Below are 24,847 nucleotides of genomic sequence, written 5' to 3' on the forward strand. Positions count from 1 at the left end.
TGCGGGTGCGCCGGTGCCGGTCGCGGCTCAGGTTGGCCGCCCCATTCGGTTCCACAGCCATGTGCGGATGGTGTGGTGCTTGTCCGCCGGATACCTGTTGATGACGTGCTCGCCGCCTTCGAACAGCACCATCTGCTTGTCGGCCGAGCGGACCCACTGAAGAAGTCGTTCCCCGTGCTCGACCGGAACCATGGGGTCGGCCGAGCCTTGGAGGAGGAGGTATGGGCATTCCAGGGTCACCGACGCCTCAGTGAGCTCCATGCTTTCGAAGACGGCGCGGACGGTCGCGTCGTCTGCTGCGTCGCCACAGAACGCAGCGAGCTTGCGGGCATACGTGCGGCGCCCGAGGAGGGCAGCCATGCTCAGCACCGGTCCATTGCTGCACACGGCTGAGAAAACGGGATACCGGGAGGCGGCCAGGGCCACGATGCCGGCGGCCATGCTGTTGCCGACGGCGGCAATGGGCTGTTTGCCGGCGAGCTTTTGGAGGTATGCGCAGATGTCGGCGTAGGCGTCGATCCAGCCGGTGGTGAGGAAATGGCCGTGCGTGAAGCGGGTCTCGCCTTGGCCGGGGCCGTCGATCACGACCGCGGTCATTCCCTCGTCGACGAGTTCAAGGGCGAGCCCCTCCCAGTCCATGGACCAGCCATCGACGCCGCCGTGGACAAGCACGACAGGGGAGGGGCCGGTCCTGCCGGGCTTGATGACCCACGCGGCCACGGGTCCGCCCGCGGTATCGATGACCAGGTGTTCGTAGCGCTTGTCGATGACGCGGGCCGCCCTGAAGTTCTCGGCTGCATCGGCGTAGACGGCCCGCTTCTCCGGGGTGTTGTCGACGACCATCGTTTGGCTGATCCGCTGGAGTGCGGACGCCCGGTGCCGCAGCGTCGCGGCCGCCACGGCCGACATGTCCTCCTCGCCGTACCGGAGGCGGCCCAGAAGTTGCGCGGCGAGGGCTAGGGCCGTCCTTCGCCAGGACCTTCCCTCGGCGACGAACTCCAGGAGCCGGAGCCCGTCACCGGGCTCCAGGCCGTAGGCCATGAGGCGGTGGAGCGTGAACTGACGCAAAGCGGCCGCATCGGCACCGGCGTCACCTTCCTGTTCGGTCTCGTCAACGCCCGGGTAGTCGAGGTGGCTGATGTTGAGGATGTCGGGTTGGGCCATGGGTGTCTCCTTTGACAGGGCCAGTGATTGGGTTGGCGGGCATCGCCCGACGGCGGATCACGCGCCGTTGGTGGCCGCGGTCATCGCGTCCGAGATGACCTTGAGGCCCACGTGGCCCACGGCTCCGCCGTCGACCGGAATGTCGACCCCCGTGATCCACGAGGACGCGTCCGACATGAGGAAGGTGACCACGGGGGCGACGTCCTTTGGCGTCCCGGTTCGCTGCAGCGGGATGAGGCTCAGGTGGGCGTCGATGAAAAGTTGGGGGGTGGCATTTTGCATCGGGGACTCGATGTATCCGGGCAGGATGGAGTTGACCCGGATGCTCCTGGGGCCCAGTTCCATGCTGGCGATCCTCGAGAGGCCCCGCAACGCCCACTTGCTGACCCCGTACCCAGCGGTGAAATGCGCGCCGACGCCGGCGATCGAGCTGATGTTGACGATCGACCCGCCGCTGGTCATTAGCCGGCTCATGGACTGGATGCCCAGCATGGGCCCGGTCGCGTTGATGCGGAACAAGTCGTTCCAGTTATCCAGCGTGATGTCTTCGAGGCGTCCCGCCTTGCCGCGGGACCCGACGATCCCGGCGTTGTTCACGAGGCCGAACAGGGCGCCGTACCGGGTTCCGATGTGCTTCGACAGGTCGGTCCAGTCGGCGGGAGACGTGACGTCGTGGCGGCGGAACTCGACGTTGTCTGGAAGGTCGGCGTCGGGTTCGATGATGTCGACGGCGACTACCGAGGCTCCGGCGGCCGCCAGCTGTTCGGCTTCCTCACGCCCCTGCCCTCGCGCTCCTCCGGTGACGACGATGACCCGGTTCTGAAGATCTGTCATGGCTGGTTCCTTCCATTTCGGCATGCCCGTTGGGGTGAGTGAGATCACAGTAGGAGTTGACTGACAAATCAGTCAACCCTTGTCGTGGCGTCCCGCCCCCACCGGGAAAACGGTGGTTGTGCCCGTCACGGCCCGTGGGTATCGTCACGGGTAGGCCGCGGCAACGGCGCCGTGGACCCGCGTGGACACCGACCGGCCCACCGGTCGGCGGGGTCCACGGGACAACGATGCAAAGGATGCCGACCGTGTCCCTACTCGATTCCCCCACCCCGGCCCCCGGCAGCGACGACGACGTCCTCCGGCTGATCGGGCCCACCGGCGAACGGACCCCGAACCCGGACCTCGATCCCTGGGTGTCCGACGTGGACGACGACGCGCTGGTCCGGCTGCTGACCGACATGGCCGTGGTGCGGCGCGTCGACCTCGAGGCCACGGCCCTGCAGCGCCAGGGCCAGGTGGGCCTGTGGCCTCCGCTGCTGGGCCAGGAGGCCGCCCAGATCGGCTCCGCGCGGGCGCTGCGGGAGGACGACTTCGTTTTTCCCTCCTACCGCGAGACCGGGGTCGCCTACTGCCGCGGCGTGGACATGCTGGAGGTCCTGCGCCTCTGGCGCGGTGCGGCGCTGTGCGGGTGGGATTCGATGAAGTTCGGCATGGGCACGGCGCAGATCGTGATCGGGGCGCAGGCCCTGCACGCGGCCGGCTATGCCCTCGGGACCAAGCTGGACGGCTCGGACACGGCCACCATCACCTACTTCGGCGACGGCGCCACCAGCCAGGGCGACGTCAACGAGGCCCTCGTTTTTGCCGCCAGCTTCCAGGCCCCGGTGCTGTTCTTCTGCCAGAACAACCACTGGGCCATCTCCGAGCCCGTCCGGGTCCAGGCCCATGCCCCGCTGGCCGGCCGGGCCGCCGGATTCGGCATCCCCGCGGTGCGGGTGGACGGCAACGACGTGCTGGCCTGCCTTGCCGCGACCCGGCGCGCGCTGGACCGGGTCCGCTCCGGCAGCGGCCCCGCCTTCATCGAAGCGGTGACCTACCGCATGGGCCCGCATACGACGGCCGACGATCCCACCCGCTACCGCGACCCCAACGAACTGGACCTGTGGAAGGCCAAGGACCCGATCGCCCGCGTGGAGGCGCACCTGGTCTCCCGCGGCCACGACGCGGAGGAGCTGCGGGCGCAGCTGCAGCGGGCCGCGGACGAGATGGCCGCCCGGCTGCGCCGGGAGGTGGTCCGGATACCGGACCCCGGCCCGCTGGACCTCTTCAATCACGTCTACGCCACCCCGCACGAACAGCTCGAACGCGAGCGCCGCGAGTACGCCCTGTACTTGGCCCAATTTGAGGACAAGGCCGCGCTTGAGGAGAACCCCAGCGGCGCCGCGGCGCCGCAGGCGGCCCAAGACACGGAGGTGGCCCGATGAGTGGGATCACGTTTGCCAAGGCCCTGAACGAAGGCCTGCGCCGAGCCATGGAACGGGATCCCAAGGTGGTCCTGATGGGGGAGGATATCGGCCGGCTCGGCGGGGTCTTCCGCATCACCGACGGACTCCAAAAGGACTTCGGGGAACACCGCGTCCTGGACACCCCGCTGGCCGAATCCGGCATCGTGGGCACTGCCGTCGGGCTCGCCTACCGCGGCTACCGCCCGGTGGTGGAGATCCAGTTCGACGGCTTCGTCTACCCGGCCTTCGACCAGATCGTCGCCCAGGTCGCCAAACTGCACTACCGCACCCGCGGCAACGTCTCGATGCCGCTGACCATCCGCATCCCGTTCGGCGGCGGCATCGGGTCCCCGGAGCACCACTCCGAAGCCCCCGAGGCCTACTTCGCCCACACCGCGGGGCTGCGCGTGGTCAGCCCGTCCAATCCGCAGGAGGCCTTCACCATGATCCAGCAGGCCATCGCCTGCCCGGACCCGGTGGTGTTCTTCGAACCCAAGCGGCGCTACCACGACACCGCCGACGTGGACCTGGACACGGAACCCGCAACGGACCCGCGGGTCCTGCCCATGGGAACGGCCCGGGTGGTGCGCCCGGGCACCGATGCCACCCTGGTCGTCTACGGGGCGATGGTGAAGACGGCCCTGGACGCCGCCACCGCTGCCGCGGACGAGGGCATCAGCATCGAGGTCATCGACCTGCGCTCGCTGGCCCCGCTGGACTCGGCCACGCTGGAGGCCTCGGTGCGGCGCACCGGCCGGCTGGTGATTGCGCACGAGGCTCCGCGCACCGCCGGTCTTGGCGCGGAGATCGCCGCGACGGTCACCGAGCGCTGCTTCGAGTACCTGGAGCATGCCCCGGTGCGGGTCACCGGTTTCGACATCCCGTACCCGCCGGCCAAGTCCGAACGCCACCACCAGCCTGACCTGGACCGGATCCTCGACGGCGTCGATCGGGTGCTGGGCCGCCCGAACTCGCTCAGCGGCGTTGAGTTCAGCGGCGTTGAATTCAGCACAGTTCAGGGGGATGGCGTGGAAGCAAACGGAGGGGGAGATGAATACCGTGCGTAAGCTGTTCCGGCTGCCCGACCTAGGCGAGGGGCTGACCGATTCGGAAATCGTGGCCTGGCGGGTCGCGGTGGGGGATGCCGTTGCCCTGAACCAGACCCTGGCGGATGTGGAGACGGCCAAGGCCGTCGTCGAACTGCCCTCGCCCTATGCGGGCACGGTGGCCGAACTCTTCGCCGACCCGGGCACGCTGGTCGAGGTCGGCAGCCCGCTGATCGCCTTCGACGTCCCGGACGAGGCAGGCGCCTCCGGGCCCGACGCCGGGGCCCCCGAGGGCGCGGAACGGGAGGGCTTGGAACAGGGCGGCGAAAGCGCGGACGGCGGGGCCACCGAGAGCACCACGGCGGACACGCCGTCGGCCCAGGCCGAACACGGAACCGGCGGGGGCGGTACTGATGCAGTTGGTACTGATGCCCGCGGTGAGGCAGCGCGCGGTAAGGCAGGTGGCACGGAGGCGGGCGGGACAGGCGAGTCCGGCGCCGGCGGTGCTTCGCACGAGGCCGGCGCCACCGTTCCCGGGCGGCGCAGGCCCACGCTGGTCGGCTACGGGGCCGAGCCCGAGCCGACGGGCCACCCCGTGCGGAGGCCACGCCGGACCCAGCCTGCGGCAGCGGGAGCCGCTCCGGAGCAGGCCCCCGCAGGGCAGCCGCAAACCGGCCAATCCCCAACGGAACGCGCCAGTGCCGAACACCTGCGGGGGGACCATGCCCCCGACCGCGCTCCCGATCTGGGCGGCGGCCCGGAAGGCCCGGAATCGGAAGGGAGCCCCGGCGAGCGTCCGCGCTCGACCCCGCCGGTGCGCAAACTGGCCCACGACCTCGGCATCGACCTCTCCACCGTCAGCGGGACCGGTGAGCACGGACTGATCACCCGAGCCGACATCGAGGCGGCACACCACGCGGCGGCCCGCGGCACGGCCCCTGCGCAAGCAGCGCCCACACCGGGCCGACCCGAGCCTGAACAACGCGGGCCCGCTCAGCCGACGGCCGGGCGGCCAGAGGCCGGAGCGCCCCCGGCGGGCCGATCTGCCGTCGGACAATCCGCGGCACCCACCGCGGAAGCTCCGCAGGCAGCCACGGAAAAAGCCCAGCCCCGGACGCTGGGCGGGCGTCCGCGCGAAGAACGGATCCCCATCCACGGGGTGCGGATGCGCACGGCGGCCGCGGTGTCCGCCAGCGCGTTCACCGCGCCCCACATCACCGAGTTCCTCACCGTCGATGCCACCGCGGGCATGGAACTGCTGGGGAAGCTGCGCAAACATCCGGCGTTCGCCGACACGAAGCCGACGCCGCTGGCCCTGACGGCGAAGGCGGTGTGCCTTGCGCTGGAACGGACCCCGGCGCTGAACGCCCGGTGGGACCAGGCTGCCGGACAGATCGTCAGGTTCAACTACGTGAACCTCGGCATCGCCGCGGCCACGCCGCGCGGGCTGTTGGTGCCGAACATCAAGGACGCGCAGGCGCTCGGGCTGGCGGACCTGGCGCGGTCGCTGGCCCAGCTGGCGGAAACGGCGAGGGCAGGGTCCACCACGCCGCACGACCTCACCGGCGGCACCATCACCATCACCAACGTGGGGGTCTTCGGCGTCGACGCGGGCACGCCCATCCTCAACCCGGGGGAGGCGGCGATCCTCGCGCTGGGCCAGGTGGCGCGCCGGCCGTGGGAACACCGCGGGAAGGTCGCGCTGCGGGAGGTGGTGACGCTGAGCCTGTCCGTGGACCACCGGGTGGTCGACGGGGAGGAGGCATCGCGCTTCCTGGTCGACGTCGGGACCATTCTCTCGGACCCGGCGATGCTCATCGCGATGCTCTGAGCTGCGGACAAGCAGCTGCGGTCGTGGTGCCCCGGAGATCCGGGGCACCACGACCGCAGTCGAGCCGATAAGCGCAGGCCTGCCCCGCGCTAGACGAGCTCCATGATGTATTCCTTGACGACCGCGGCGCGGGCATTGGCGAAGCCGTCGGCCTCGTCGACCACGATGAAGCCGCGGCGCTCCAGGATCTTCTTGGAACCGATGTTGTCGGTGACCACGCGTGCCCGGATCGGGCGGGCGCTGAATTCGGCCAGGAACGCGTCCACCGCGGCGGTGGTCAGGCCCTTGCCCCAGAAGCGCCGGCCGGTCCAGAAGCTGATCTCCGGGAAGCCGTCGTTCGGGTAGACCAACACGGAGCCCACGACCTCGCCTTCGTGCTCAATGGTGCGCACGGTGATCTGGGGATCGTCCAGGAGCTGCTGCCAATAGAGATTGAAAACCCCACGGTCGGCAGGGTTCTTGGCGGAGAAGGCTGCCATTTGGTTTGCTTCCGGATCCTGTTGGAATTCGAAGAAGCGGTCCAAGTCGGCGGGCTCCACGGGACGAAGCTTCACTGTTGATACCTCTCTGTCACGACGGCGTGCTGGACACTAGCGTACCGGTGCGCACAAGGCCGCCCATGCCATGCCCTCCAGAAGCCGTTTGCGCAGGGCGGGATCGGCCGGTCCGCGGTGCACCGAATGCGGGGTCGAATTGATCAGGCCGAACACCGCCTGGGTCTGGAAATACGCCTCCGTGGGCTCCGTGCCGGGGCGCAGCCGCACCAACTGCTCTGCCCACACGCCCAGATAGGCGCGCTGGAGCCCGCGCACCAGCTGCCCGTCCGCGGGGGAGAGCGCGGCCAGGTCGCGCTCCTGGACCCGGATCACGTCGGGGTGCCCCAGCGCAAAGTCCGTGTGGAAGGAAACCAGCCGGCGCAGCACGATGGCGGCGCCGCCGCCGGCTGCGGCGGCCGCGCGTCCGCCGTCGAGCAGATGCCTGCTGGCCTCGCCCAGCAGGGCGGCCAGCACCGCCGACTTGCCGGGAAAATGGCGGTAGACCGCCGGTCCGCTGATCCCGCACGCGGCCCCGAGGTCCTCCATCGGCACCCCGTGGAAGCCATGCAACGCGTACATCCGTGCGGCCTCGCGAAGCAGCAGCGCGCGGCGGTCCTGCTTGGCTTGGCTGCGGCCGGCGGCGGCATCCGTCACGGCATCCTCCCGGGGCGGCGGGGCCACTGTTTCCAGTGGTTTTTCGCTGGACATCCATTACTAGACATTGCGCGGGGCCCTTACTAGCCTCGGGTCCAGTTAGCCCGCGTTAACCGGGTGCCCGTCGCGGCCATCCTAACGCCGTGGGGCACGGCGCGGGCAAGGCTAGCGGGGTGGGCCAACGGAAAGGCTGCAATGCGGACCTTGGTGTCGCGGGTGGAACCGGCAGGGGATGCGTTCCGTGCCAACGATTCCGCCCAGCGCGCCCTCGCCGGGGAGCTGCGCGAGCGGCTGGCCGCGGCGGCGCTGGGCGGCCCGGAAGCGTCCCGGCAGCGCCACATCGAGCGCGGGAAGCTGCTCCCGCGGGAGCGGGTGGACCGGCTGCTGGACGACGGCTCGCCGTTCCTGGATGTCGCGCCGCTGGCGGCCGAAGGGATGTACGGCGGGGATTGCCCCGGGGCGGGGCTGATCGCCGGAATCGGACTGGTCCACGGCCGCCACGTCATGGTGGTGTGCAACGACGCGACGGTGAAGGGCGGAACCTACTACCCGCTCACCGTGAAGAAGCACCTGCGGGCGCAGGAGATCGCGTTGGAGAACGGGCTGCCGTGCGTGTACCTGGTGGACTCGGGCGGGGCGTTCCTGCCCCTGCAGGACGAGGTCTTCCCGGACCGGGAGCACTTCGGGCGCATCTTCTACAACCAGGCCAGGATGTCCGCCCGCGGCATCGCGCAGGTCGCCGCGGTGCTCGGCTCCTGCACCGCAGGCGGGGCCTACGTGCCGGCCATGAGTGACGAGACGGTGATCGTGCGCAACCAGGGCACGATCTTCCTCGGCGGACCCCCGTTGGTGAAGGCGGCGATCGGGGAAACCGTGACGGCGGAGGAACTCGGCGGCGGCGACCTGCACACGCGCGTCTCCGGGGTGGCGGACCACTTGGCCCATGACGATGCGCACGCCCTGGCGATCGTGCGGGACATCGTCGCGTCGCTCCCGCCGCCGGCCGCCCCCTCTTGGGACGTGGCGGACCCGGCGCCCCCGGCTGTGGATCCCGGGCAGCTCTACGGCGCGGTGCCCGCGGACGTGAACGTCCCCTACGACGTGCGCGAGGTGATCGCCCGGCTGGTGGACGGCTCCGTGTTCCACGAGTTCAAGGCCGCCTACGGCCCCACCCTGGTCACCGGGTTCGCCCGGATCCACGGGCACCCGGTGGGCATCGTGGCCAACAACGGCGTGCTGTTCTCCGAATCCGCGCTCAAGGGCGCCCACTTCATCGAACTGTGCGACCAGCGCGGCATCCCGCTGCTGTTCCTGCAGAACATTTCCGGCTTCATGGTGGGCCGCGAGTACGAGGCCGGAGGCATCGCCAAACACGGAGCCAAGATGGTCACCGCCGTCGCCACGTGCCGGGTCCCGAAGCTGACCGTCGTCATTGGCGGTTCCTTCGGCGCCGGCAACTACTCGATGTGCGGGCGCGCCTATGCGCCGCGGTTCCTCTGGATGTGGCCGGCGGCGCGGATCTCGGTGATGGGCGGGGCCCAGGCCGCCTCCGTGCTGGCCACGGTCAAGCGGGACCAGGCCGAGGCCTCTGGCGGGAGCTGGACCCCGGAACAGGAACGCGACCTGACCGGCCCCATCCGCGCGCAGTACGAGGAGCAGGGCAGCCCCTACCATTCCACCGCCCGCCTGTGGGACGACGGCGTCATCGACCCCGCGGACACCCGCCGCGTCCTGGGCCTGGCCCTGGACGTCGTGGCCCGCCAACCGCTGCCGGAGACCTCCTTCGGCATCTTCAGGATGTGAGCATGCCAGCGCCCCCGTTCGACACCGTCCTGGTCGCCAACCGCGGCGAGATCGCCTGCCGGGTCATCCGCACGCTGCGGGCGCTGGGGATCCGGTCCGTGGCCGTCTACACCGAGCCCGACGCCGGCGCGCGGCACGTGCGCGAGGCCGACCTGGCGCTGTCCCTGGGGCCGGCGCCGGGCGGCTACCTGGACAGCGACGCCGTGGTCGCCGCGTGCCGCCGCGCCGAGGCGCAAGCCGTGCATCCGGGCTACGGGTTCCTCTCCGAGAACGCGGCGTTCGGGCAGGCGCTGGCCGCGGCCGGGATCGTGTTCATCGGGCCCGACGCGCACGCACTGGAGGTGATGGGGGACAAGATCAGGGCCCGGGACCAGGTCGCCGCGCACGGCGTGCCGGTGGTTCCGGGAGGTGGCGAACCCGGCATGACCGACGAGGACCTGCTGGCCTTGGCAGGCACGGTCGGCTACCCGCTGCTGGTCAAGCCGTCGGCCGGGGGCGGAGGCAAGGGCATGGTCGCCGTGGCCACGCCGGAGGAGCTTCCCGAGGCCCTGGCCGCGGCCCGGCGCACCGCCCGCGGCGCGTTCGGCGACGACACCCTCCTGCTGGAGCGCCTCATCGGTTCGCCCCGCCACATTGAAGTGCAGGTCCTCGCTGACCGGCACGGCACCACGCTCCACCTCGGCGAGCGCGAGTGCTCGCTGCAGCGGCGACACCAGAAGGTCATCGAGGAGGCTCCGTCCCCGCTGCTGGAATCGTTGCCGGACGGGGGACTGATCCGGGACCGGCTCGGCGCCGCGGCGGTCGCGGCGGCGCGCTCGGTCGGGTACGTCGGCGCCGGCACCGTCGAGTTCCTGGTTTCCGACGACGCCCCGGGCGAGTTCTTCTTCATGGAGATGAACACCCGCCTGCAGGTGGAGCATCCGGTGACGGAGGAAACGGTCTGGCTCGGTGACGAGCCCCTGGACCTGGTCGCCTGGCAGGTCCGCATCGCGGCCGGGGAACGGCTGGAGGCCTCGCAGTCCGACGTCGAACAGGTGGGCCACGCCGTGGAGGCCCGGGTCTACGCGGAGGACCCGTCCAACGGCTTCCTGCCCTCGCCCGGCATGGCGTACGGGGTGCGCGTTCCCTTCGGGGAGGGCATCCGGATCGATTCGTTGCTGGAGGAGGCCACCCTGGTGCCGGAGCACTACGACCCCATGCTCGCGAAGATCGTGGCCTGGGGCGAGGACCGGGAGGCCGCGCTGCGCCGGCTGGATGCGGCGTTGGCCGAGACGGTGGTGTTGGGGGTGCACACGAACCTCGAGTACCTGCGATTCCTGGTCACCGATGCGGACGTGCGCGCCGGCCGGCTGGACACCGGGCTGATAGAGCGCCGCGGCACCCAGCCCGGCCGGTGGATCACCGACGAGCAACTGGCCGCCGTCGCGGCCCGGTACCTGGAGGCGGAGGACGACGCCGGCGGGGAGCCTCCCGGCGCCGCGCCCGGGCACCTGCAGGACGGCGGAGGCGGGGCTGGATATGGAGGGGCTGGATATGGAAGCGCCTGGCACGTCCGTGACGGATGGCGGCTGGGCGCCCCGCGCCCGCGCGTCCTCACGCTCGAGACGCGGGACGGCAGCCGCGAGGTGACGGTGCTGGGCACCCCCGGCGCGGCCAATGCCGATCACGTGTCCAATGCCGAACGTGTGCCGGAGGCCGACTACGTGCTGGAGATCGACGGCACCGTCCACCGGGCGGCGCCCGCCGAGCCCTATGACTCCGACGCGGCCACCGTGAACGGGCGGCGCTTCCCGCTCTCGATCGGGCTCCGCCAGGAGGCCTGGCTGCCGGAGACGGCAGCGGGGCGGGGGACGGCGGCGGAACCGCCACCGGGCTACGGGGAAGCCTGGGTCGCCGCCGAGGGGTGGAGCGCCAAGGTGTACCGGCCGACCCGCGGCGAACTGCTGGAACGCCGGCTCGCGGACATCGGAAAGGTCCCTGGGGGTTCTTCCGGTGGCACCGGCCCGGAGGCCCGCTCGCCGATGCCCGGCACCGTCGTTGCCGTCCCGGTCGCCAACGGGGACCGGGTCGAGGCAGGCCAGCTGCTGGTCGCCATAGAGGCCATGAAGATGGAACACCGGCTCACCGCCGCGGCCGCCGGAACCGTGACGGTGCTGGCCGCCGTCGGCGACCCCGTCCGCCGGGACCAGCTCCTCGCGGTTGTCCACCCTGACAGGGACACGGCGGGGAACCCTGCCACCCCGGACGCCGAGGCGGAACCGGCCCCCGGCGTCGTACCCTCCCCCGAGCTCCCGGACGCGGAGCCTCCGGAAGCCCAGCCTCGGGACGAGGGACCCGCGGACCCACCCCAGGAAGAGGACTGACATGCCCGGATTCGAACTCGATGAGGAACACCGCGACCTCGTGGAGATGGTCCGCGACTTCGCGGACCAGGTGGTCGCCCCCGTGGCGGCCGAACACGACGCCGACCACAGCTTCCCGTACGACGTCGTGCGTCAGATGGGGGAGCTGGGCCTGTTCGGGCTGCCGTTCCCCGAGGAATGGGGCGGCCAGGGCGGGGACTTTTTCGCCCTGGCCTTGGCCCTGGAGCAGCTGGGGCGGGTGGACCAGTCGGTCGCGATCACGCTCGAGGCCGGCGTCTGCCTCGGTGCGATGCCCCTGTACCGGTTCGGCAACCAGGAGCAGAAGGAACGCTGGCTGCCGCAACTGGTGTCCGGGCAGGCGCTCGCCGGATTCGGGCTCACCGAATCCGGGGCCGGAACCGACGCCGGAGCCACCCGCACCACCGCCCGCCTCGAGGACGGGCAGTGGGTCATCAACGGGACCAAGGAGTTCATCACCAACTCCGGCACGGACATCACCGAACTGGTTACGGTCACCGCCGTCACCGGAACCACCACCGGGGCGGACGGCAGCGTGCGCAAGGAGATCTCCACGCTCCTGGTCCCCACGGACACCCCCGGCTTCCGTGCCGAAAAGGCCTATGACAAGGTCGGGTGGCGGGCCTCCGACACCCACCCGCTCACCCTCACCGAGGTCCGCGTCCCGGAGGGCAACCTGCTCGGCGAACGCGGCCGCGGCTACGCCAATTTCCTGGCCACGCTGGATGAGGGGCGCATCGCGATCGCCGCGCTGGCCACCGGCGCCGCCCAGGGGTGCGTGGACGAAGCCGTCCGCTACGCCAAGGCGCGGACCACGTTCGGTGCGGCGATCGGCACCTACCAGGGCATCCAGTTCCGCATCGCGCGCATGCAGGTCCGAGCGCACACCGCCCGGCTGGCCTACTACGCGGCCGCCGAGCGGATGCTCGCCGGCAAGCCGTTCAAGTCGGAGGCGGCGATGGCCAAGCTTGTCGCGGGGGAGGCGGCCATGGAGAACGCCCGCGACGCCACCCAGGTCTTTGGCGGGTACGGGTTCATCAACGAGACCGCCGTGGCGCGGCACTACCGGGATTCGAAAATCCTGGAGATCGGCGAGGGGACCACCGAGGTCCAGCTGATGCTCATCGCCCGCGGACTGGGCCTGTGAGGGAGAGGAGACAACGATGGACCGCAGGATCGAGGAACGAGGGCTCTACTTCGACGAACTGGAGCCCGGTGCCATCTACGTGCACCGGCCGGGTCGGACGATCACCGAGGCGGACAACGTCCTGTTCACCACGCTGACCATGAACACGCAGGCGCTGCACCTGGACGCGGCGTTCGCCGCCAGACAGCCGTTCGGGCAGCGGCTGGTCAATTCGATGCTGACGCTCGCAACGATGGTGGGCCAGTCCGTGGGCCAGCTGACCCAGGGCACGGCCGTCGGCCAACTCGGGGTCACCGACGCCCTCTTTCCCCACCCGCTCTTCCACGGCGACACCCTCTACACCGAAAGCGAGATCGCCGCGCAGCGCCTCTCGGCGTCGCGCCCGGGGCAGGGCATCGTGGCATTCCGCCACACCGGACGCAACCAGGACGGCATCATCGTCGCCCAGGCCACCCGCACGGTCCTGATGTGGACGCGGGCCGGGCACGCCACCGCGCGGGACGGCAGCCAGGAATGAGCGGACCCGATTCCCCGAACGTGCCGCCCGGCGCCTTTCCGTTCGGTGCGGGGCTGCTGTTCTGCCCCGCGGACCGCCCCGACCGCTTCGCCAAGGCCGCCGCCCGCGCCGACGCGGTGATCCTGGACCTTGAGGACGCCGTCGCCGCCGCGGACAAGCCGGCAGCCCGCGAGGCGGTGGCGGCAAGCCGGCTGGACCCCGAGCGCACGATCGTGCGGGTGAACCCCGCCGGCACCTCCGACTTCGACGCCGACCTCGCCGCCCTGCGCACCACCGGCTACCGCAGCCTCATGCTTCCCAAGGCGCAGGACCCCGGCGAAGTGCGTGCCCTGGCCGGATACGGCGTCGTGGTGCTGTGCGAGACCGCCGCCGGCGTGCTGAACGCGGCCGCGCTGGCCGCGGAACCGAACACGGTCGCGCTGATGTGGGGTGCGGAGGACCTGATCGCCTCGCTGGGCGGGACCTCGAGCCGGGACGGCGGCGGCGCCTACCGGGCGGTGGCGCTGCACGCCCGTTCGTCCGTGCTGCTCGCCGCGGCGGCGCACGGGAAGGCAGCGGTCGACGCCGTGTACCTGGACCTGGAGGACGCGGGCGGCCTGGAGGCGGAGGCGCGGGATGCGGCGGCGTCGGGCTTTGCCGCGAAGGCTTGCATCCATCCCGGCCAGGTGGAGGCGGTGCGCGCAGCGTTCGCCCCGGACCCCGCGGAAGTGGCCGCCGCGCGGGCGCTGCTCGACGCCGCGGCAGGGGAGGCGGGGGTGTTCCGTTTCAACGGGCGGATGGTTGACGAGCCGCTGTTGCGGCATGCGCGCGCAGTGCTCGGGCGGGCCGGGCAGGCCGGGTAGACGGGCTCCGCCGAGCCGGCTTGGCCGGCGACCTCGGATGGGCCCGCTTGGGCAGGCCGCCTGGAGCCGCCAGGGCTGGGATCTGCTTCGTTCGAAAGTCCCCCGCGGAAGTCCGATTAGGGATGAAGTCGGGATCCGGAAGCGGAGGGGACCCTTGTCCTTGTCCCTTGGCCGGCATCCCCGAAGTGGTCCTGCTGGCCGGAAAGTATTGGAAGATATTTTCGATTAATGTTGTCTGCTTTAGATCAAATTTACTAGAATGGGGGCACGGAAGCCCCTTCCGTCAGCAGAAGCGAACAGGCCTACCCGGCCAGTCCCTCCGCCGTTCCTGCCGCGGCGGGGACGGGCCGCGGATGGCCAGGGCATGCCGGGGCGCCGTGGGGGACGGCGGATTCCGGCGCTCCCCGGCCCGGACATGCCACGGGCCGGGCGGCCGACGTTTTCTTGGGTGTCGCCATCGCCTGCGAGGCGTTCCGGACGTCGTGGGCCCGTACGCGGAGAGGGGAAACGGCCCGGGGCGCCGACTTCCTCGCCGACGGACACCGCCCTCCCGCGTCCCCCTACCCGAGGGTTTTTTCCCCGGAAGCTGACGGCGGGCTGCCCGTGGGTGAGCCGGTCGCGCAAGGCCACCCGACTGCGCAAGGCCACCCGACTGCGCACTGCCACCCGGCCTCGGCGGCGGATTCCGCGGCCGAGGCTCCCCTCAAGCCGGATTCCATCAGCGGGGGAAGGGATGCGGAGACCGCCGGGCTCATCGAGAAGCTGCGGGTCGTGGAGCGCAGGCGGTCTGCCCTGGACGCGGAGGCGGTGGGGCTGCGGGCGGCCCTGCTGGAGGCCTACGAGCGGGATCACCGGGAGGGCTTGCGGGATTTGGCGGCCTGCACGCGTGCCCGCGGGGACAGTGCAGCCGCGGAGGTCCTGCTTCGGCAGGTGGCGGACCTGCCCGCGGACCTGTGGGAAGCTGCCCATTCGGTGGCCGCCGGGGAACTGGCCGCCGCCCTGAAGCAGGCCGAGGGCACCGTCCGCGCGGAACTGGAGGACGCGGCCGTATTGGCCGTGCACCACCCGCGCACCCTCACATCCCTCGCCGACGGAGCGATCACCTACCGCCACGCTGTGCTGATCCGGGACGAGTGCAGCAGCCTGCGCCTGCTGGTCCCCGCCCGGCCCAGGGGAGAGGACCCGCGGGCGCGGCGCGCCTGGGAGGCGGTCCGGGACGCCGTGCTGGCCAAGGCCGCGGCCCTGGAGGCAGGGCTGCTGGTTCTGGCGCCCACCGTCTCGGTGCGCACCCTGCGGGACAACTCCCGCCGGCTGCGCGAACAGCACCACCCGGAAACCCTGGCTGCCCGGCACCGCAAGGCAGCCCGCGGCTCCTGCACCTACCTCACCCCGCTCCAAGACGGGATGTCCCGCCTGAGCGTCGAGGCTCCAGCGTTGGTGCTGCAGGGCACCCAGGACCGGCTGGAACGCATAGCCCGCAACCTCGCCGAGGACCCCGAGGAAACCCGCGGCCTGGCCGAGCTGCGGGCCGCGGCGGCGATCGACCTGCTGCTGGGAGGCCCGGCGTGGGAGAGCATCGCCGGGCACGTCCATGTCCTGCTGCCCACCGACCTCCTCACCAACAACGCCGGCACCGGGCCGGCCGGGGCTGCTGGTTCAGCCGATACGACCAGGGCGGGTGCCGCGGCTGGGTCGGACCGGCCGGCCGATTCTGCCGGCATCGATGGCGATGCTTCCTGCGAGAGCGTCCGCGCCGGCCACCGGAACAGAGGCCGGAACCGGAGGGCCACGGACCGGTGCGGGCGCCGCGAGGGGCGGGAACAGATGGCCGGGCGGGAACCCAACACCGGCTTCGCGGAGCTGCTTGGCTACGGGCCGGTTGATCCGGAGTCGGCGCGCCGCACCGCGGCGTCGGCGCCGACCTGGTCCCGCCTGTTCGTCTCACCGGACGGAACCGCGGTGGTCGGAATCGAACACGGACGCTACCGCCCCACCGCCGAGCAGCGACGGGCGTTGTGGGTGCGCGACCGCACGTGCCGTTTCCCCGGCTGCCACCGACCCGCACCATCCTGCGAACCCGATCACGTGCACGAATGGCACGACGGCGGTACCACGCGTCTGGAGAACCTGGCCAGCCTCTGCAAACGGCACCACACCCTCAAGACCGTCGGCCTCTGGGGACTCGCTGCCGAGCACGACGGAGCTCTGCGCTTCACGTCTCCGTCCGGCATGGTCCACACCATCAGGCCCTATCTGCCCTGGACCACCCCAGGCCAGCGGTTCTCATCCTTGCTCGACGCCGCGGCGGCCCGCCCCGCCGCTGCCGCCCCGCCGCTGCCGCCCCGCCCGTGCGGGGCTGGAAGGACTGCGAGGGACAGCTTGGAGGCTCCCTGGTCGGCTCCGCCGCGGACGGTGCGGCAGCCGAGGGCGCGCCCGGCGACGACCCGCCCTTCTGAGCAGGTCGGGCACTGTGGAGCTCCGGCACCTCCCGCAGCAGCGCGGGCCAGTCCGAGCCGGACCGCTCCGGTGACTTCCGCCGCTACCGGGCGTGCCGGCCCCCGCCCGACTGTCCAGGCGTGTCCGGCCACGGGGGCTGGGTTTCGCTGCCGGCAACCGGTTCGATGATGCCGTTGACGTACAGCTCCAGCAGCACCGGACCGATGTGCTGCAGGGTTTCGGCGGAGTACGGGGCGGTGCCGAAGTGGCGGGCCAAGTGGTCGGCCAGCAGCAGCGGCGCCATGCCGTACACCGTCAGGACCACCGCGAGGGTGTCCGGATCCGACGTTGCCTTCCACCGCATCCCGGCCACGTCCTTGCCGATCACGGCCCTGGTTTCCTTGACCATCCGGTCGAACATGCGCGCCCCCGAGCGGGACCCGTCTGTGATCTGGCGGGTGATGAAGCGCAGGCGGCTTTCCAGCTTCGGATCACCCAGGAGCCGGGCCGCGGACTCCGCCATGCTGTGGCCCCCGAGCTTTTCCTCAAGGATGGTCCGGACCACGTAGTCCTCGCAGTCCGCGGCAAGGGTTTCCTTGGAGATGTAGTGGTGCAGGAGCAGGGACAGGCTTACGCCCGCGGTCTCCGCGATGGCCCGCGTCGTTGTGCCGGCCACCCCGCGGGTCCCGAAGAGTTCGATGGCGGCTTCCAGGATGCGCTGCCGCACGTCCAGGACCCCGGCGTCGGAGGGAGCGGCTGCGGGAAGGTCCACCGCTGGAGTGCCGGCTTCAGGTCCGCTGCCGGCCGGGCGGTTTTCTTCGCTCACGCCTTCAGGTTATGCGCGGTGCCACCCCGCGGCAACGGCGCCGGCGAAGGCATTGGCCAAGGCATGAGGGGTAGTCCCGGTCCATGGCCTTCCGCAGCGGACCCATCACGCCGGAGCAGTGTTTTTCGGGCTGCGACCCGCTCTCCCGGGAGCCCTTCGAGGCCGTTCGGTCGGCGGTGGAGCGGGTCGATGCCGAAATGCGTGGGTGGCTGCGCGAGGCGTGGGAACCGGCGGCATGGGCCGGCAGGGGATAATCGGGAGGTGACTTCCCGCCAGAACCTCCACTTCACCCCGCCTCCCACGGATGCCCCGCGCCGCGTGGTCCTGCTGGGATCCACCGGTTCCATCGGCACCCAGGCCATCGACGTGGCCGACCACGCCCGGGACCGCTTCGAGGTCGTGGCGCTCTGCGGAGGCGGGAACATGGCCCTGATCGCCGAGCAGGCCGTCCACACCCGGGCCGAGGCCGTCGGCATCGCCCGCGGCACGGTCGACGGCCTGCGCGCCGCCATCGACGCGCAGGCGGCGGCCGTCGGCGCCACCGGCTACGCGCCGGAACTGTTCGCCGGCCCCGAGGCGGCGGCGGGCATCGCCGCCTGGCCCGGCGCCGACGTCGTGCTCAACGGCATCACCGGATCCATCGGACTGGCACCCACCCTGGCCGCCCTGAACGCGGGCCGCCTGCTGGCCCTGGCCAACAAGGAGTCTCTGATCGTCGGCGGCGACCTGGTCAGGCGCGCTGCCGCGCCCGGCCAACTGGTTCCGGTCGACTCCGAACACTCCGCGCTGGCCCAGGCCTTGCGTGCCGGCGCCCCGGAGGAGGTCGCCCGACTGGTGGTCACCGCCTCCGGCGGCCCGTTCCGCGGCTGGGACCGCGAGCGCCTGCGCGGCGTGACCCCGGCCCAGGCGCTCGCCCACCCCACCTGGGACATGGGCAAGGTGGTCACCACCAATTCCGCGACCATGGTCAACAAGGCCTTGGAGGTCATCGAGGCCCACCTGCTGTTCGACATCCCGCTGGAGCGCATCGAGGCCGTGGTCCACCCGCAGTCGGTGGTGCACTCGATGGTGGAGTTCATCGACGGATCCACCATCGCCCAGGCCTCGCCGCCGGACATGCGCCTGCCGATCGCCCTCGGCATGGGGTGGCCAGCCCGGGTGCCCGGCGCCACCGCCCCGTGCGACTGGTCCGCCGCCGCGGCGTGGACCTTCGAGCCGCTGGACGAGGACGCGTTCCCCGCCATCCGCCTGGCCAAGGCCGCCTCCGCCGCCTCGCCCACGCACATGGCCGTCTACAACGCCGCCAACGAGGAGGCCGTGGAGGCCTTCCACGCCGGACGGATCGGCTTCCTGGAGATCGTGGATTCGGTCGCCGCGGTGGTGGAGGAGTACGACGCCGGCGCCTTGGTGGGCACGGAACTGACGGTCGGTGCGGTGCTGGCCGCCGAGGACTGGGCACGAAACCGCGCCCACGAACGTTTGGGGCTTCTGTGACCGTTTTGCTTTTTATCCTGGGTGTCCTCTTCGTCGCTCTCGGCGTCGCCGTCTCGATCGCCCTGCACGAGGTGGGACACCTGCTGCCCGCCAAGCTGTTCAAGGTGCGCGTACCGCAGTACATGATCGGCTTCGGGCCGACCGTCTGGTCCCGCAAGCGGGGCGAGACGGAGTACGGGTTCAAGGCCCTGCCGCTGGGCGGCTTCGTCTCGATGATCGGCATGTATCCGCCGGCCAAGGACGGCGAGGGAGTGCGCCAGACCAGTACCGGCATGTTCCAGCAGCTGGCCAACGACGCCCGCAAGGCCTCCGCCGAACAGCTCCAGCCCGGCGACGAAAACCGCATGTTCTACAAACTTCCGGTCTGGAAGCGCGTGATCATCATGCTCGGCGGCCCCAGCATGAACCTGCTCATCGGCACCGTCCTGATCGGTGTGCTCATCACCGGCTTCGGCACCCTGCAGTCCACCACCACCGTCTCCGAGGTCTACCAGTGCGTGGTGCCGCTGGACCAGCAGGAGCAGCGCTCCGGCACCGGCGACGGCTGCCAGTCCGGGGACCCGGAGGCACCGGCCTACGCCGCGGGCCTGCTGCCCGGGGACGTGATCACTTCCTTCAACGGCCAGCGGCTCGGCGAGTCCGACTGGCAGGCCCTGACCGAGCAGATCCGCGCCGAGGCAGGGCACGAGGTCCCCGTGACCTACCTGCGCGACGGTGCCGAACACGCCACCACCATCACCCCGCTGCTCACCGAGCGCCCCCAGCTGGACATCAACGGCAACGCCGTGGCCAACCCGGACGGGACCGCGGCCACCGTCCAGGTCGGCTTCATCGGCATGGGTTCCGAGGCGCGCCTGATCCAACAGCCGGTGACCGAGGTTCCGCCCATGGTGTGGGATAACGTGACCCGCGTGGCGGCCATCGTCCTGGACCTGCCCGCCCGCCTGGTCGCCGTCGGACAGGCCGCCTTCTCGGACGCCCCGCGCGATCCCGACGGACCGGTCTCCGTGGTCGGCGTCGGCCGCATCGCCGGTGAGGTCAGCGCCATGGAGGACGTCCCGATGGAAAGCCGGGCGGCAACCCTGGTGGGCCTGGTTGCGGGGCTGAACATCGCCTTGTTCGTCTTCAACCTGGTCCCGCTGCTTCCGCTGGACGGCGGGCACATCGCCGGTGCGCTCTGGGAGGCGCTGCGCCGCGGCATCGCCAAGGTGTTCCGCCGCAAGGACCCGGGCCCGGTGGACATCGCCAAGGCGCTGCCGCTCACCTACGTGGTGGCCACGCTGCTGCTGGGCATGGGCGTGCTGCTGATCTACGCGGACATCGTCAAGCCGGTCAACCTCTTCGGCTGAGCCGGCCCGGGCCGAACTCCCACCCCTTGCGCAGCGCCCGCGGGAGCCTTGATCACCGCGACGGCCCAGTGGCGGTCATCGCCAGCCCCGTCCATCAAGGATGTGCGTGCCCGGCCCTCGCCCGTGAGGCAGCGTATCCAGCTGCGTGGAGGTTTTCCATGGGTCACCGCGCGGGGTTTTGATACGCTGCGCCGGCTTGTACGCTGGCAGGACTGGCTCCATAAGCGACGGCAACGAGGTGCGCGATGCGCAGTACGGTGACGAGAGTCCTGACCACGGCAGCCGTGGCGCTGGTCGGGCTGACCGGCTGCAGCGGCGGGACCGGAAGCCCCAACAGCCCGGCAACCAGTACCGTCGCCAGCGTCCCGACTGTGGACCCCTCCGACCCGGCCATCAAGCAGGTCCAGAGTGACTACCTCGTCATGGTACGCAAGGTGGGAGCGGCATACGACGCCTTCTACGATCCCTACGACGCAGGCAGCACCGACCTGCCCGCGCTGAAGACGGCCGCAGCCGGGGTGGCGGAGACGCTTGGCGACTTCGCCACCTTCGTGCGGGACTACGACTGGCCGTCCAGCGTGCCCGCGGACCTGCCGGCCACCATCCATGAGGACTACACCATCGATGACGGCGGGATGAACACATGGGAAGCGGTGGCCGCCTCTGACTCGCTGGCCGAGATGGAGGAGCGCCTCAAGGTGACCGACACACCTGAGGCCACCACCGGTGCCGATGCCCATACAGATGCCCTGCGAAAGGCCATCGGGCTGCCGCCATCGGACAAGCCTTCCGACCAACCCTCCAGCTGAAGCCATTGCGGCTGCCCGCTAGACAAGCGAGCAAGCTCCGCTTGTCTAGCGGGCAGCACTGAAGCAGGACGGGGGACGAAGGGGGCGCCGAGGCGCGGAAGGCGGCCACGGTTGCTCCCGCCCGGCAGGTTTGGTTGGGTAGGAGTGCACCACGCCGTGCCTGCCGCCCGCCGGTGGCCTGGACACGGTCGCCACGAAGGGACCCCGATGCCACAGCCGACCGACCGCATGCCCCACCGCCCGCTCCACCCGCGCCCCCTCCCTCCCCGCATGGACGAACGCCGCGCGGGCCGGGCGGTCGCGCTGGCCGTGGCGGGCGCGCTCGCGCTTGCCGGCTGCACGGCTTCCGGAACCGGGACGACCGCCACCGAGGCAGCCGGTCCCGCCGCGTCCCTTCAGTCGGGGGAAGGTGTTCTGGCTGTCCCGGCGGCCCAGGACGCCGGATACGGTCGCGTCTCCGGGTCCCCGGCCGCCGCGGCGGTCGCCGCCAGCCGCACGTTCTTCGCGTCGGCCCAGGTCGCGGTTCTCGCCTCGGACACGGGCGACGTGGCCCCGGCCGCGGAGCGGGCCCGCGCCCTCGGCGTTCCCCTGCTGCTGGTTCCCGGGCAGCCGGCACCCGCGGCCGGCGCCAGCGAAAGCGGGACTGCGGAGGACGGCGCCACAACAGATGAGGCAAAGGCCGACGCCGCGAAGGCGGAAGCCGCAAAGAAGGACGCCGCGAAGGCGCAGGCCGCGGTGGCCGCCGAACTGTCGCGGCTGGGCGTCCGGTCCGTGGAGGCCTACGCGGTTCCGGATACCTCCTTCCTGCCCGGCATCGACGTCGTCGACCCCGGCAGCACCTCCGTGCCGGATGCCGCTGCGCAGGACAACGCCGACCAAGCCAACGCAGCCCAGGCCTCGACATCCGACGCAGGCCGTGCCGCCGTCGTGCACCTGAAGGATCCTGGCGCGCTGGGCGCGGCCGGGCTGGCCGCCGTGACGGCAACGGCCCAGGCGGCAGGCGCGGAAGTAAGCGAACTGGCCACCGCGGACCCGCGGGCCGAGCAGAACCGGCAGTTCTTCGCCGAACGCGAGGGGCGGCTGGTGGTCGCCGCGGGGGACGGGTTCGGCAGCACGGCGGATTTCGGGTCGACGGCGGCTACCGCGGCGGCCGGATCCGAACTGCCCGGCGGGGGACAGCTGCTCTTCCCGCAGCGGCGGATGGTGGCGCTCTACGGACACCCGGGGACACCCTCGCTAGGCCTGCTGGGGGAGCAGGGCATCGAGGAGTCGATCGCCCGGGTCAAGAAGCTCGCCGCCGAGTACCAGCCGTACAGTAAGGAACCCGTCCAGCCGGCGTTCGAGATCATTACCACCGTCGCAACCGGACACTCCGGTACGGACGGGAAGTATTCGGCCTATACCGCCGTGGACAAGCTGAAACCGTGGATCGATGCGGCCCAGAAGGCCGGAGTCTACGTGGTGCTGGACCTGCAGCCCGGGCGCAACGACTTCCTGGTGCAGGCCAAGAAGTACGAGGAACTGCTCAAGCGGCCGAACGTGGGCCTGGCACTGGACCCGGAATGGCGGCTCAAGCCGAACCAGCGGCACCTGGTGCAGATCGGGTCCGTCGACGCGGCCGAGATCAACAAGGTGTCCGCCTGGCTTGCGGAGCTGGTCCGCGAGCATGCCCTGCCGCAGAAGATGCTCATCCTGCACCAGTTCCAGCTGCGCATGATCCGCGACCGCGACACGCTGGAGACCGGACACCCCGAACTGTCGCTGGTCCTGCACGCCGACGGGAACGGAACCCCCGGCCAGAAGCAGGACACGTGGAACGCCCTGCGCCGCGACCTGCCTCCGGGAATCCGGATGGCCTGGAAGAACTTCATCGATGAGGACGAGCCCACCTTCAGCCCGAAGCGAACGTACTCGGAGGTCGACCCCAAACCCTGGTTCGTCTCCTACCAGTAACCGCGTGCCGGGGTGGCCTCGCGCCTGCCCGGGGCCCGCGCCTCGCTGGCGCTCGGTGCGGGCCCCTCGCCCGGTAGCGCCTCCCGGGCTCCCGCGCCTCGCTGGCGCTCGGTGCGGGCCCCTCGCCCGGTAGGCTTAGCGCCATGACTGTCTTCGCCGTTGAATACGTTTACGCTCCCGAGTCCGAAGCCGGCCGGGACGAGCACCGTCCGGGGCACCGCGCTTTCCTCACTTCGCTCAAGGAGAGCGGCAACGTTTCCCTCATCACCTCCGGCCCCTACGTCGACGGCAGCGGCGCGCTGCTGATCTTCGCCGCCCCGTCCGAGGAGGACCTGACGGCGGCCCTGGCCCGCGACCCCTTCAACGCCGAGGGTTTTGTTGCGGCCCTGCGCATCACCGGCTGGATCCCCGCCTCGGGCGAACTGTCCCACTACGCTGCCCAGTAGGGCGGAGCCGCTCCCGGCAGCGGAGGGCCGCCGCCGTCCGCTGTCTGTCCCGCCTCCCGGGGGGATAATGGATCACGACCCTTCAACGCACCACCCACGGAGGAAAACTTGACCCCGGTCAGCCTCGGAATGCCGTCCGCACCGCCGCCAGTCCTCGCCCCTCGCCGCCAGACGCGCCAGATCCAGGTCGGACCGGTCGGCGTCGGCTCCGACTTCCCCGTCAGCGTGCAGTCGATGACCACCACCCCGACCACGGACATCAACGCCACCCTGCAGCAGATCGCCGAGCTCACCGCCTCCGGCTGCGACATCGTGCGCGTGGCCTGCCCCTCGGCCGACGATGCCGAGGCGCTGCCGATCATCGCCAAGAAGTCGCAGATCCCGGTCATTGCCGACATCCACTTCCAGCCGAAGTACGTTTTTGCCGCGATCGATGCCGGCTGTGCCGCGGTGCGCGTCAACCCCGGCAACATCCGCAAGTTCGACGACCAGGTCAAGGAAATCGCCCGGGCCGCGAAGGACCACGGCACCTCGATCCGAATCGGCGTCAACGCCGGTTCCCTGGAACCGGGCATCATGAAGAAGTACGGCAAGGCCACTCCGGAAGCCCTCGTGGAATCCGCCGTATGGGAAGCCTCCCTGTTCGAGGAGCACGGCTTCCACGACTTCAAGATCTCCGTCAAGCACAATGATCCCGTCGTTATGGTCGCCGCCTACGAAATGCTGGCCGAAAAGGGTGACTGGCCCCTGCACCTGGGCGTGACCGAGGCCGGTCCGGCCTTCCAGGGCACCATCAAGTCGGCGACCGCCTTCGGCGCGCTGCTCTCCAAGGGCATCGGCGACACCATCCGCGTGTCCCTGTCCGCGCCTCCGGTGGAGGAGGTCAAGGTCGGCAACCAGATCCTGCAGTCGCTGAACCTGCGGCCGCGCAAGCTGGAGATTGTCTCCTGCCCGTCCTGTGGCCGTGCCCAGGTGGACGTGTACACGCTCGCCGAACAGGTCACCGCCGGTCTTGAAGGCATGACCGTTCCGCTGCGCGTGGCCGTCATGGGCTGCGTCGTCAACGGCCCCGGCGAGGCCCGCGAGGCCGACCTCGGGGTGGCCTCCGGCAACGGCAAGGGGCAGATCTTTGTTAAGGGCGAAGTCATCAAGACCGTGCCCGAAGACCAGATTGTTGAAACACTGATCGAAGAGGCGATGCGGATCGCCGAGGAAGCGGGCGGCGGCGATGGCGAGGATCCTGTCCAAAGTGGCCCCGTGGTTACCGTCAGCTAGTAAGGGCCGGCGCGACGGCGGGGAACACCTCAGCGCGACCGTTCGCGTCCTGGCGGACG

Annotated in this window: 20 protein-coding genes; 15 read left to right on the top strand and 5 right to left on the bottom strand. The window is 70.9% G+C overall.

The features are described 5' to 3' along the window. Positions 1–27 precede the first annotated feature (27 nt). Both ABD912_RS17220 and ABD912_RS17225 read right to left on the bottom strand, forming a co-directional pair. On the bottom strand, positions 28–1,164 hold the full coding sequence (locus ABD912_RS17220; protein ID WP_345152719.1) for an alpha/beta hydrolase family protein: 1,137 nt from the start codon (positions 1,162–1,164) through the stop codon (positions 28–30). A gap of 57 nt (positions 1,165–1,221) precedes the next feature. Beyond that, the gene (locus tag ABD912_RS17225; protein WP_345152720.1) at positions 1,222–1,998 is read right to left on the bottom strand and encodes an SDR family NAD(P)-dependent oxidoreductase; all 777 of its coding nucleotides are present in this window, start codon (positions 1,996–1,998) and stop codon (positions 1,222–1,224) included. A 236-nt stretch (positions 1,999–2,234) separates the two neighbouring features. On the opposite strand from ABD912_RS17225, the gene pdhA reads away from it, so the two are divergent. The 3 genes from pdhA to ABD912_RS17240 are packed head-to-tail and all read left to right on the top strand — an operon-like array spanning position 2,235 to position 6,320. Next, on the top strand, positions 2,235–3,422 hold the full coding sequence (gene pdhA, locus ABD912_RS17230) for a pyruvate dehydrogenase (acetyl-transferring) E1 component subunit alpha (protein ID WP_345152721.1): 1,188 nt from the start codon (positions 2,235–2,237) through the stop codon (positions 3,420–3,422). Then, positions 3,419–4,510, top strand: coding sequence for an alpha-ketoacid dehydrogenase subunit beta (locus tag ABD912_RS17235; RefSeq protein WP_345152723.1), 1,092 nt, complete (start codon positions 3,419–3,421; stop codon positions 4,508–4,510). The genes pdhA and ABD912_RS17235 overlap by 4 nt, the downstream gene beginning before the upstream one ends. After that, positions 4,494–6,320 (top strand): 2-oxo acid dehydrogenase subunit E2, encoded by a 1,827-nt coding sequence (locus ABD912_RS17240; RefSeq protein ID WP_345152725.1) that lies wholly within the window; start codon positions 4,494–4,496, stop codon positions 6,318–6,320. The genes ABD912_RS17235 and ABD912_RS17240 overlap by 17 nt, the downstream gene beginning before the upstream one ends. 89 nt (positions 6,321–6,409) lie before the next feature. Here the strand turns inward: ABD912_RS17240 and ABD912_RS17245 are convergent, their stop codons facing one another. Continuing rightward, on the bottom strand, positions 6,410–6,874 hold the full coding sequence (locus ABD912_RS17245; RefSeq protein ID WP_345152727.1) for a GNAT family N-acetyltransferase: 465 nt from the start codon (positions 6,872–6,874) through the stop codon (positions 6,410–6,412). Positions 6,875–6,910: 36 nt separating this feature from the next. After that, positions 6,911–7,510, bottom strand: a complete 600-nt coding sequence (locus ABD912_RS17250; protein WP_345152728.1) for a TetR/AcrR family transcriptional regulator — start codon at positions 7,508–7,510, stop codon at positions 6,911–6,913. Positions 7,511–7,705: 195 nt separating this feature from the next. Between ABD912_RS17250 and ABD912_RS17255 the strand changes: the two genes are divergently transcribed. The 6 genes from ABD912_RS17255 to ABD912_RS17280 all read left to right on the top strand — a co-directional run bounded on the left by ABD912_RS17255 (position 7,706) and on the right by ABD912_RS17280 (position 16,825). Beyond that, positions 7,706–9,313, top strand: coding sequence for a carboxyl transferase domain-containing protein (locus ABD912_RS17255; protein WP_345152731.1), 1,608 nt, complete (start codon positions 7,706–7,708; stop codon positions 9,311–9,313). A 2-nt stretch (positions 9,314–9,315) separates the two neighbouring features. Further along, complete coding sequence (locus tag ABD912_RS17260; protein ID WP_345152733.1) at positions 9,316–11,676, top strand: ATP-binding protein; 2,361 nt, start codon at positions 9,316–9,318, stop codon at positions 11,674–11,676. 1 nt (position 11,677) lies between these two features. After that, entirely contained in the window at positions 11,678–12,841 is a 1,164-nt protein-coding gene (locus tag ABD912_RS17265) for an acyl-CoA dehydrogenase family protein (RefSeq protein ID WP_345152734.1), read from the top strand. Between the two features lie 16 nt (positions 12,842–12,857). Further along, a complete protein-coding gene (locus ABD912_RS17270) occupies positions 12,858–13,358 on the top strand; it encodes a MaoC family dehydratase (RefSeq protein WP_345152735.1) in 501 nt (166 codons plus the stop codon). Then, the gene (locus ABD912_RS17275) at positions 13,355–14,200 is read left to right on the top strand and encodes an HpcH/HpaI aldolase/citrate lyase family protein (RefSeq protein WP_345152737.1); all 846 of its coding nucleotides are present in this window, start codon (positions 13,355–13,357) and stop codon (positions 14,198–14,200) included. Before ABD912_RS17270 ends, ABD912_RS17275 begins: the two co-directional genes overlap by 4 nt. 603 nt (positions 14,201–14,803) lie before the next feature. Then, a complete protein-coding gene (locus ABD912_RS17280) occupies positions 14,804–16,825 on the top strand; it encodes an HNH endonuclease (RefSeq protein WP_345152739.1) in 2,022 nt (673 codons plus the stop codon). On the opposite strand, the gene ABD912_RS17285 is transcribed toward ABD912_RS17280, so the two are convergent. Further along, positions 16,740–17,462: a TetR/AcrR family transcriptional regulator gene (locus ABD912_RS17285; RefSeq protein ID WP_345152741.1), complete on the bottom strand. Its 723-nt coding sequence runs from the start codon at positions 17,460–17,462 to the stop codon at positions 16,740–16,742. The two genes, ABD912_RS17280 and ABD912_RS17285, sit on opposite strands and share 86 nt — an antisense overlap. Positions 17,463–17,723: 261 nt before the next feature. On the opposite strand from ABD912_RS17285, the gene dxr reads away from it, so the two are divergent. From dxr to ispG, 6 genes are all read left to right on the top strand, one after another. After that, positions 17,724–18,956, top strand: coding sequence for a 1-deoxy-D-xylulose-5-phosphate reductoisomerase (gene dxr, locus ABD912_RS17290; protein WP_345152742.1), 1,233 nt, complete (start codon positions 17,724–17,726; stop codon positions 18,954–18,956). After that, a complete protein-coding gene (locus ABD912_RS17295; protein WP_345152744.1) occupies positions 18,953–20,305 on the top strand; it encodes a M50 family metallopeptidase in 1,353 nt (450 codons plus the stop codon). The genes dxr and ABD912_RS17295 overlap by 4 nt, the downstream gene beginning before the upstream one ends. Before the next feature lie 257 nt (positions 20,306–20,562). Beyond that, positions 20,563–21,114: a hypothetical protein gene (locus tag ABD912_RS17300; RefSeq protein WP_345152747.1), complete on the top strand. Its 552-nt coding sequence runs from the start codon at positions 20,563–20,565 to the stop codon at positions 21,112–21,114. Positions 21,115–21,384: 270 nt separating this feature from the next. Continuing rightward, the gene (locus tag ABD912_RS17305) at positions 21,385–23,067 is read left to right on the top strand and encodes a hypothetical protein (protein WP_345152748.1); all 1,683 of its coding nucleotides are present in this window, start codon (positions 21,385–21,387) and stop codon (positions 23,065–23,067) included. 143 nt (positions 23,068–23,210) lie between these two features. Then, positions 23,211–23,513, top strand: a complete 303-nt coding sequence (locus ABD912_RS17310; RefSeq protein WP_345152749.1) for a YciI family protein — start codon at positions 23,211–23,213, stop codon at positions 23,511–23,513. A 108-nt stretch (positions 23,514–23,621) separates the two neighbouring features. Further along, on the top strand, positions 23,622–24,788 hold the full coding sequence (gene ispG / locus ABD912_RS17315) for a flavodoxin-dependent (E)-4-hydroxy-3-methylbut-2-enyl-diphosphate synthase (protein WP_345152750.1): 1,167 nt from the start codon (positions 23,622–23,624) through the stop codon (positions 24,786–24,788). Positions 24,789–24,847 lie beyond the last annotated feature (59 nt).

This window comes from Arthrobacter ginkgonis (assembly GCF_039540195.1).
In the GTDB taxonomy this organism is placed as follows: Bacteria; Actinomycetota; Actinomycetes; order Actinomycetales; family Micrococcaceae; genus Zafaria; species Zafaria ginkgonis.

Excerpts from the sequence above, each read along its gene's own strand:
- ABD912_RS17220 (WP_345152719.1), bottom strand. The coding sequence starts at position 1,164 with ATGGCCCAACCCGACATCCTCAACATCAGCCACCTCGACTACCCGGGC.
- ABD912_RS17225 (WP_345152720.1), bottom strand. The coding sequence starts at position 1,998 with ATGACAGATCTTCAGAACCGGGTCATCGTCGTCACCGGAGGAGCGCGA.
- pdhA (WP_345152721.1), top strand. The coding sequence starts at position 2,235 with ATGCCGACCGTGTCCCTACTCGATTCCCCCACCCCGGCCCCCGGCAGC.
- ABD912_RS17235 (WP_345152723.1), top strand. The coding sequence starts at position 3,419 with ATGAGTGGGATCACGTTTGCCAAGGCCCTGAACGAAGGCCTGCGCCGA.
- ABD912_RS17240 (WP_345152725.1), top strand. The coding sequence starts at position 4,494 with ATGAATACCGTGCGTAAGCTGTTCCGGCTGCCCGACCTAGGCGAGGGG.
- ABD912_RS17255 (WP_345152731.1), top strand. The coding sequence starts at position 7,706 with ATGCGGACCTTGGTGTCGCGGGTGGAACCGGCAGGGGATGCGTTCCGT.
- ABD912_RS17260 (WP_345152733.1), top strand. The coding sequence starts at position 9,316 with ATGCCAGCGCCCCCGTTCGACACCGTCCTGGTCGCCAACCGCGGCGAG.
- ABD912_RS17265 (WP_345152734.1), top strand. The coding sequence starts at position 11,678 with ATGCCCGGATTCGAACTCGATGAGGAACACCGCGACCTCGTGGAGATG.
- ABD912_RS17270 (WP_345152735.1), top strand. The coding sequence starts at position 12,858 with ATGGACCGCAGGATCGAGGAACGAGGGCTCTACTTCGACGAACTGGAG.
- ABD912_RS17275 (WP_345152737.1), top strand. The coding sequence starts at position 13,355 with ATGAGCGGACCCGATTCCCCGAACGTGCCGCCCGGCGCCTTTCCGTTC.
- ABD912_RS17305 (WP_345152748.1), top strand. The coding sequence starts at position 21,385 with ATGGACGAACGCCGCGCGGGCCGGGCGGTCGCGCTGGCCGTGGCGGGC.
- ABD912_RS17310 (WP_345152749.1), top strand. The coding sequence starts at position 23,211 with ATGACTGTCTTCGCCGTTGAATACGTTTACGCTCCCGAGTCCGAAGCC.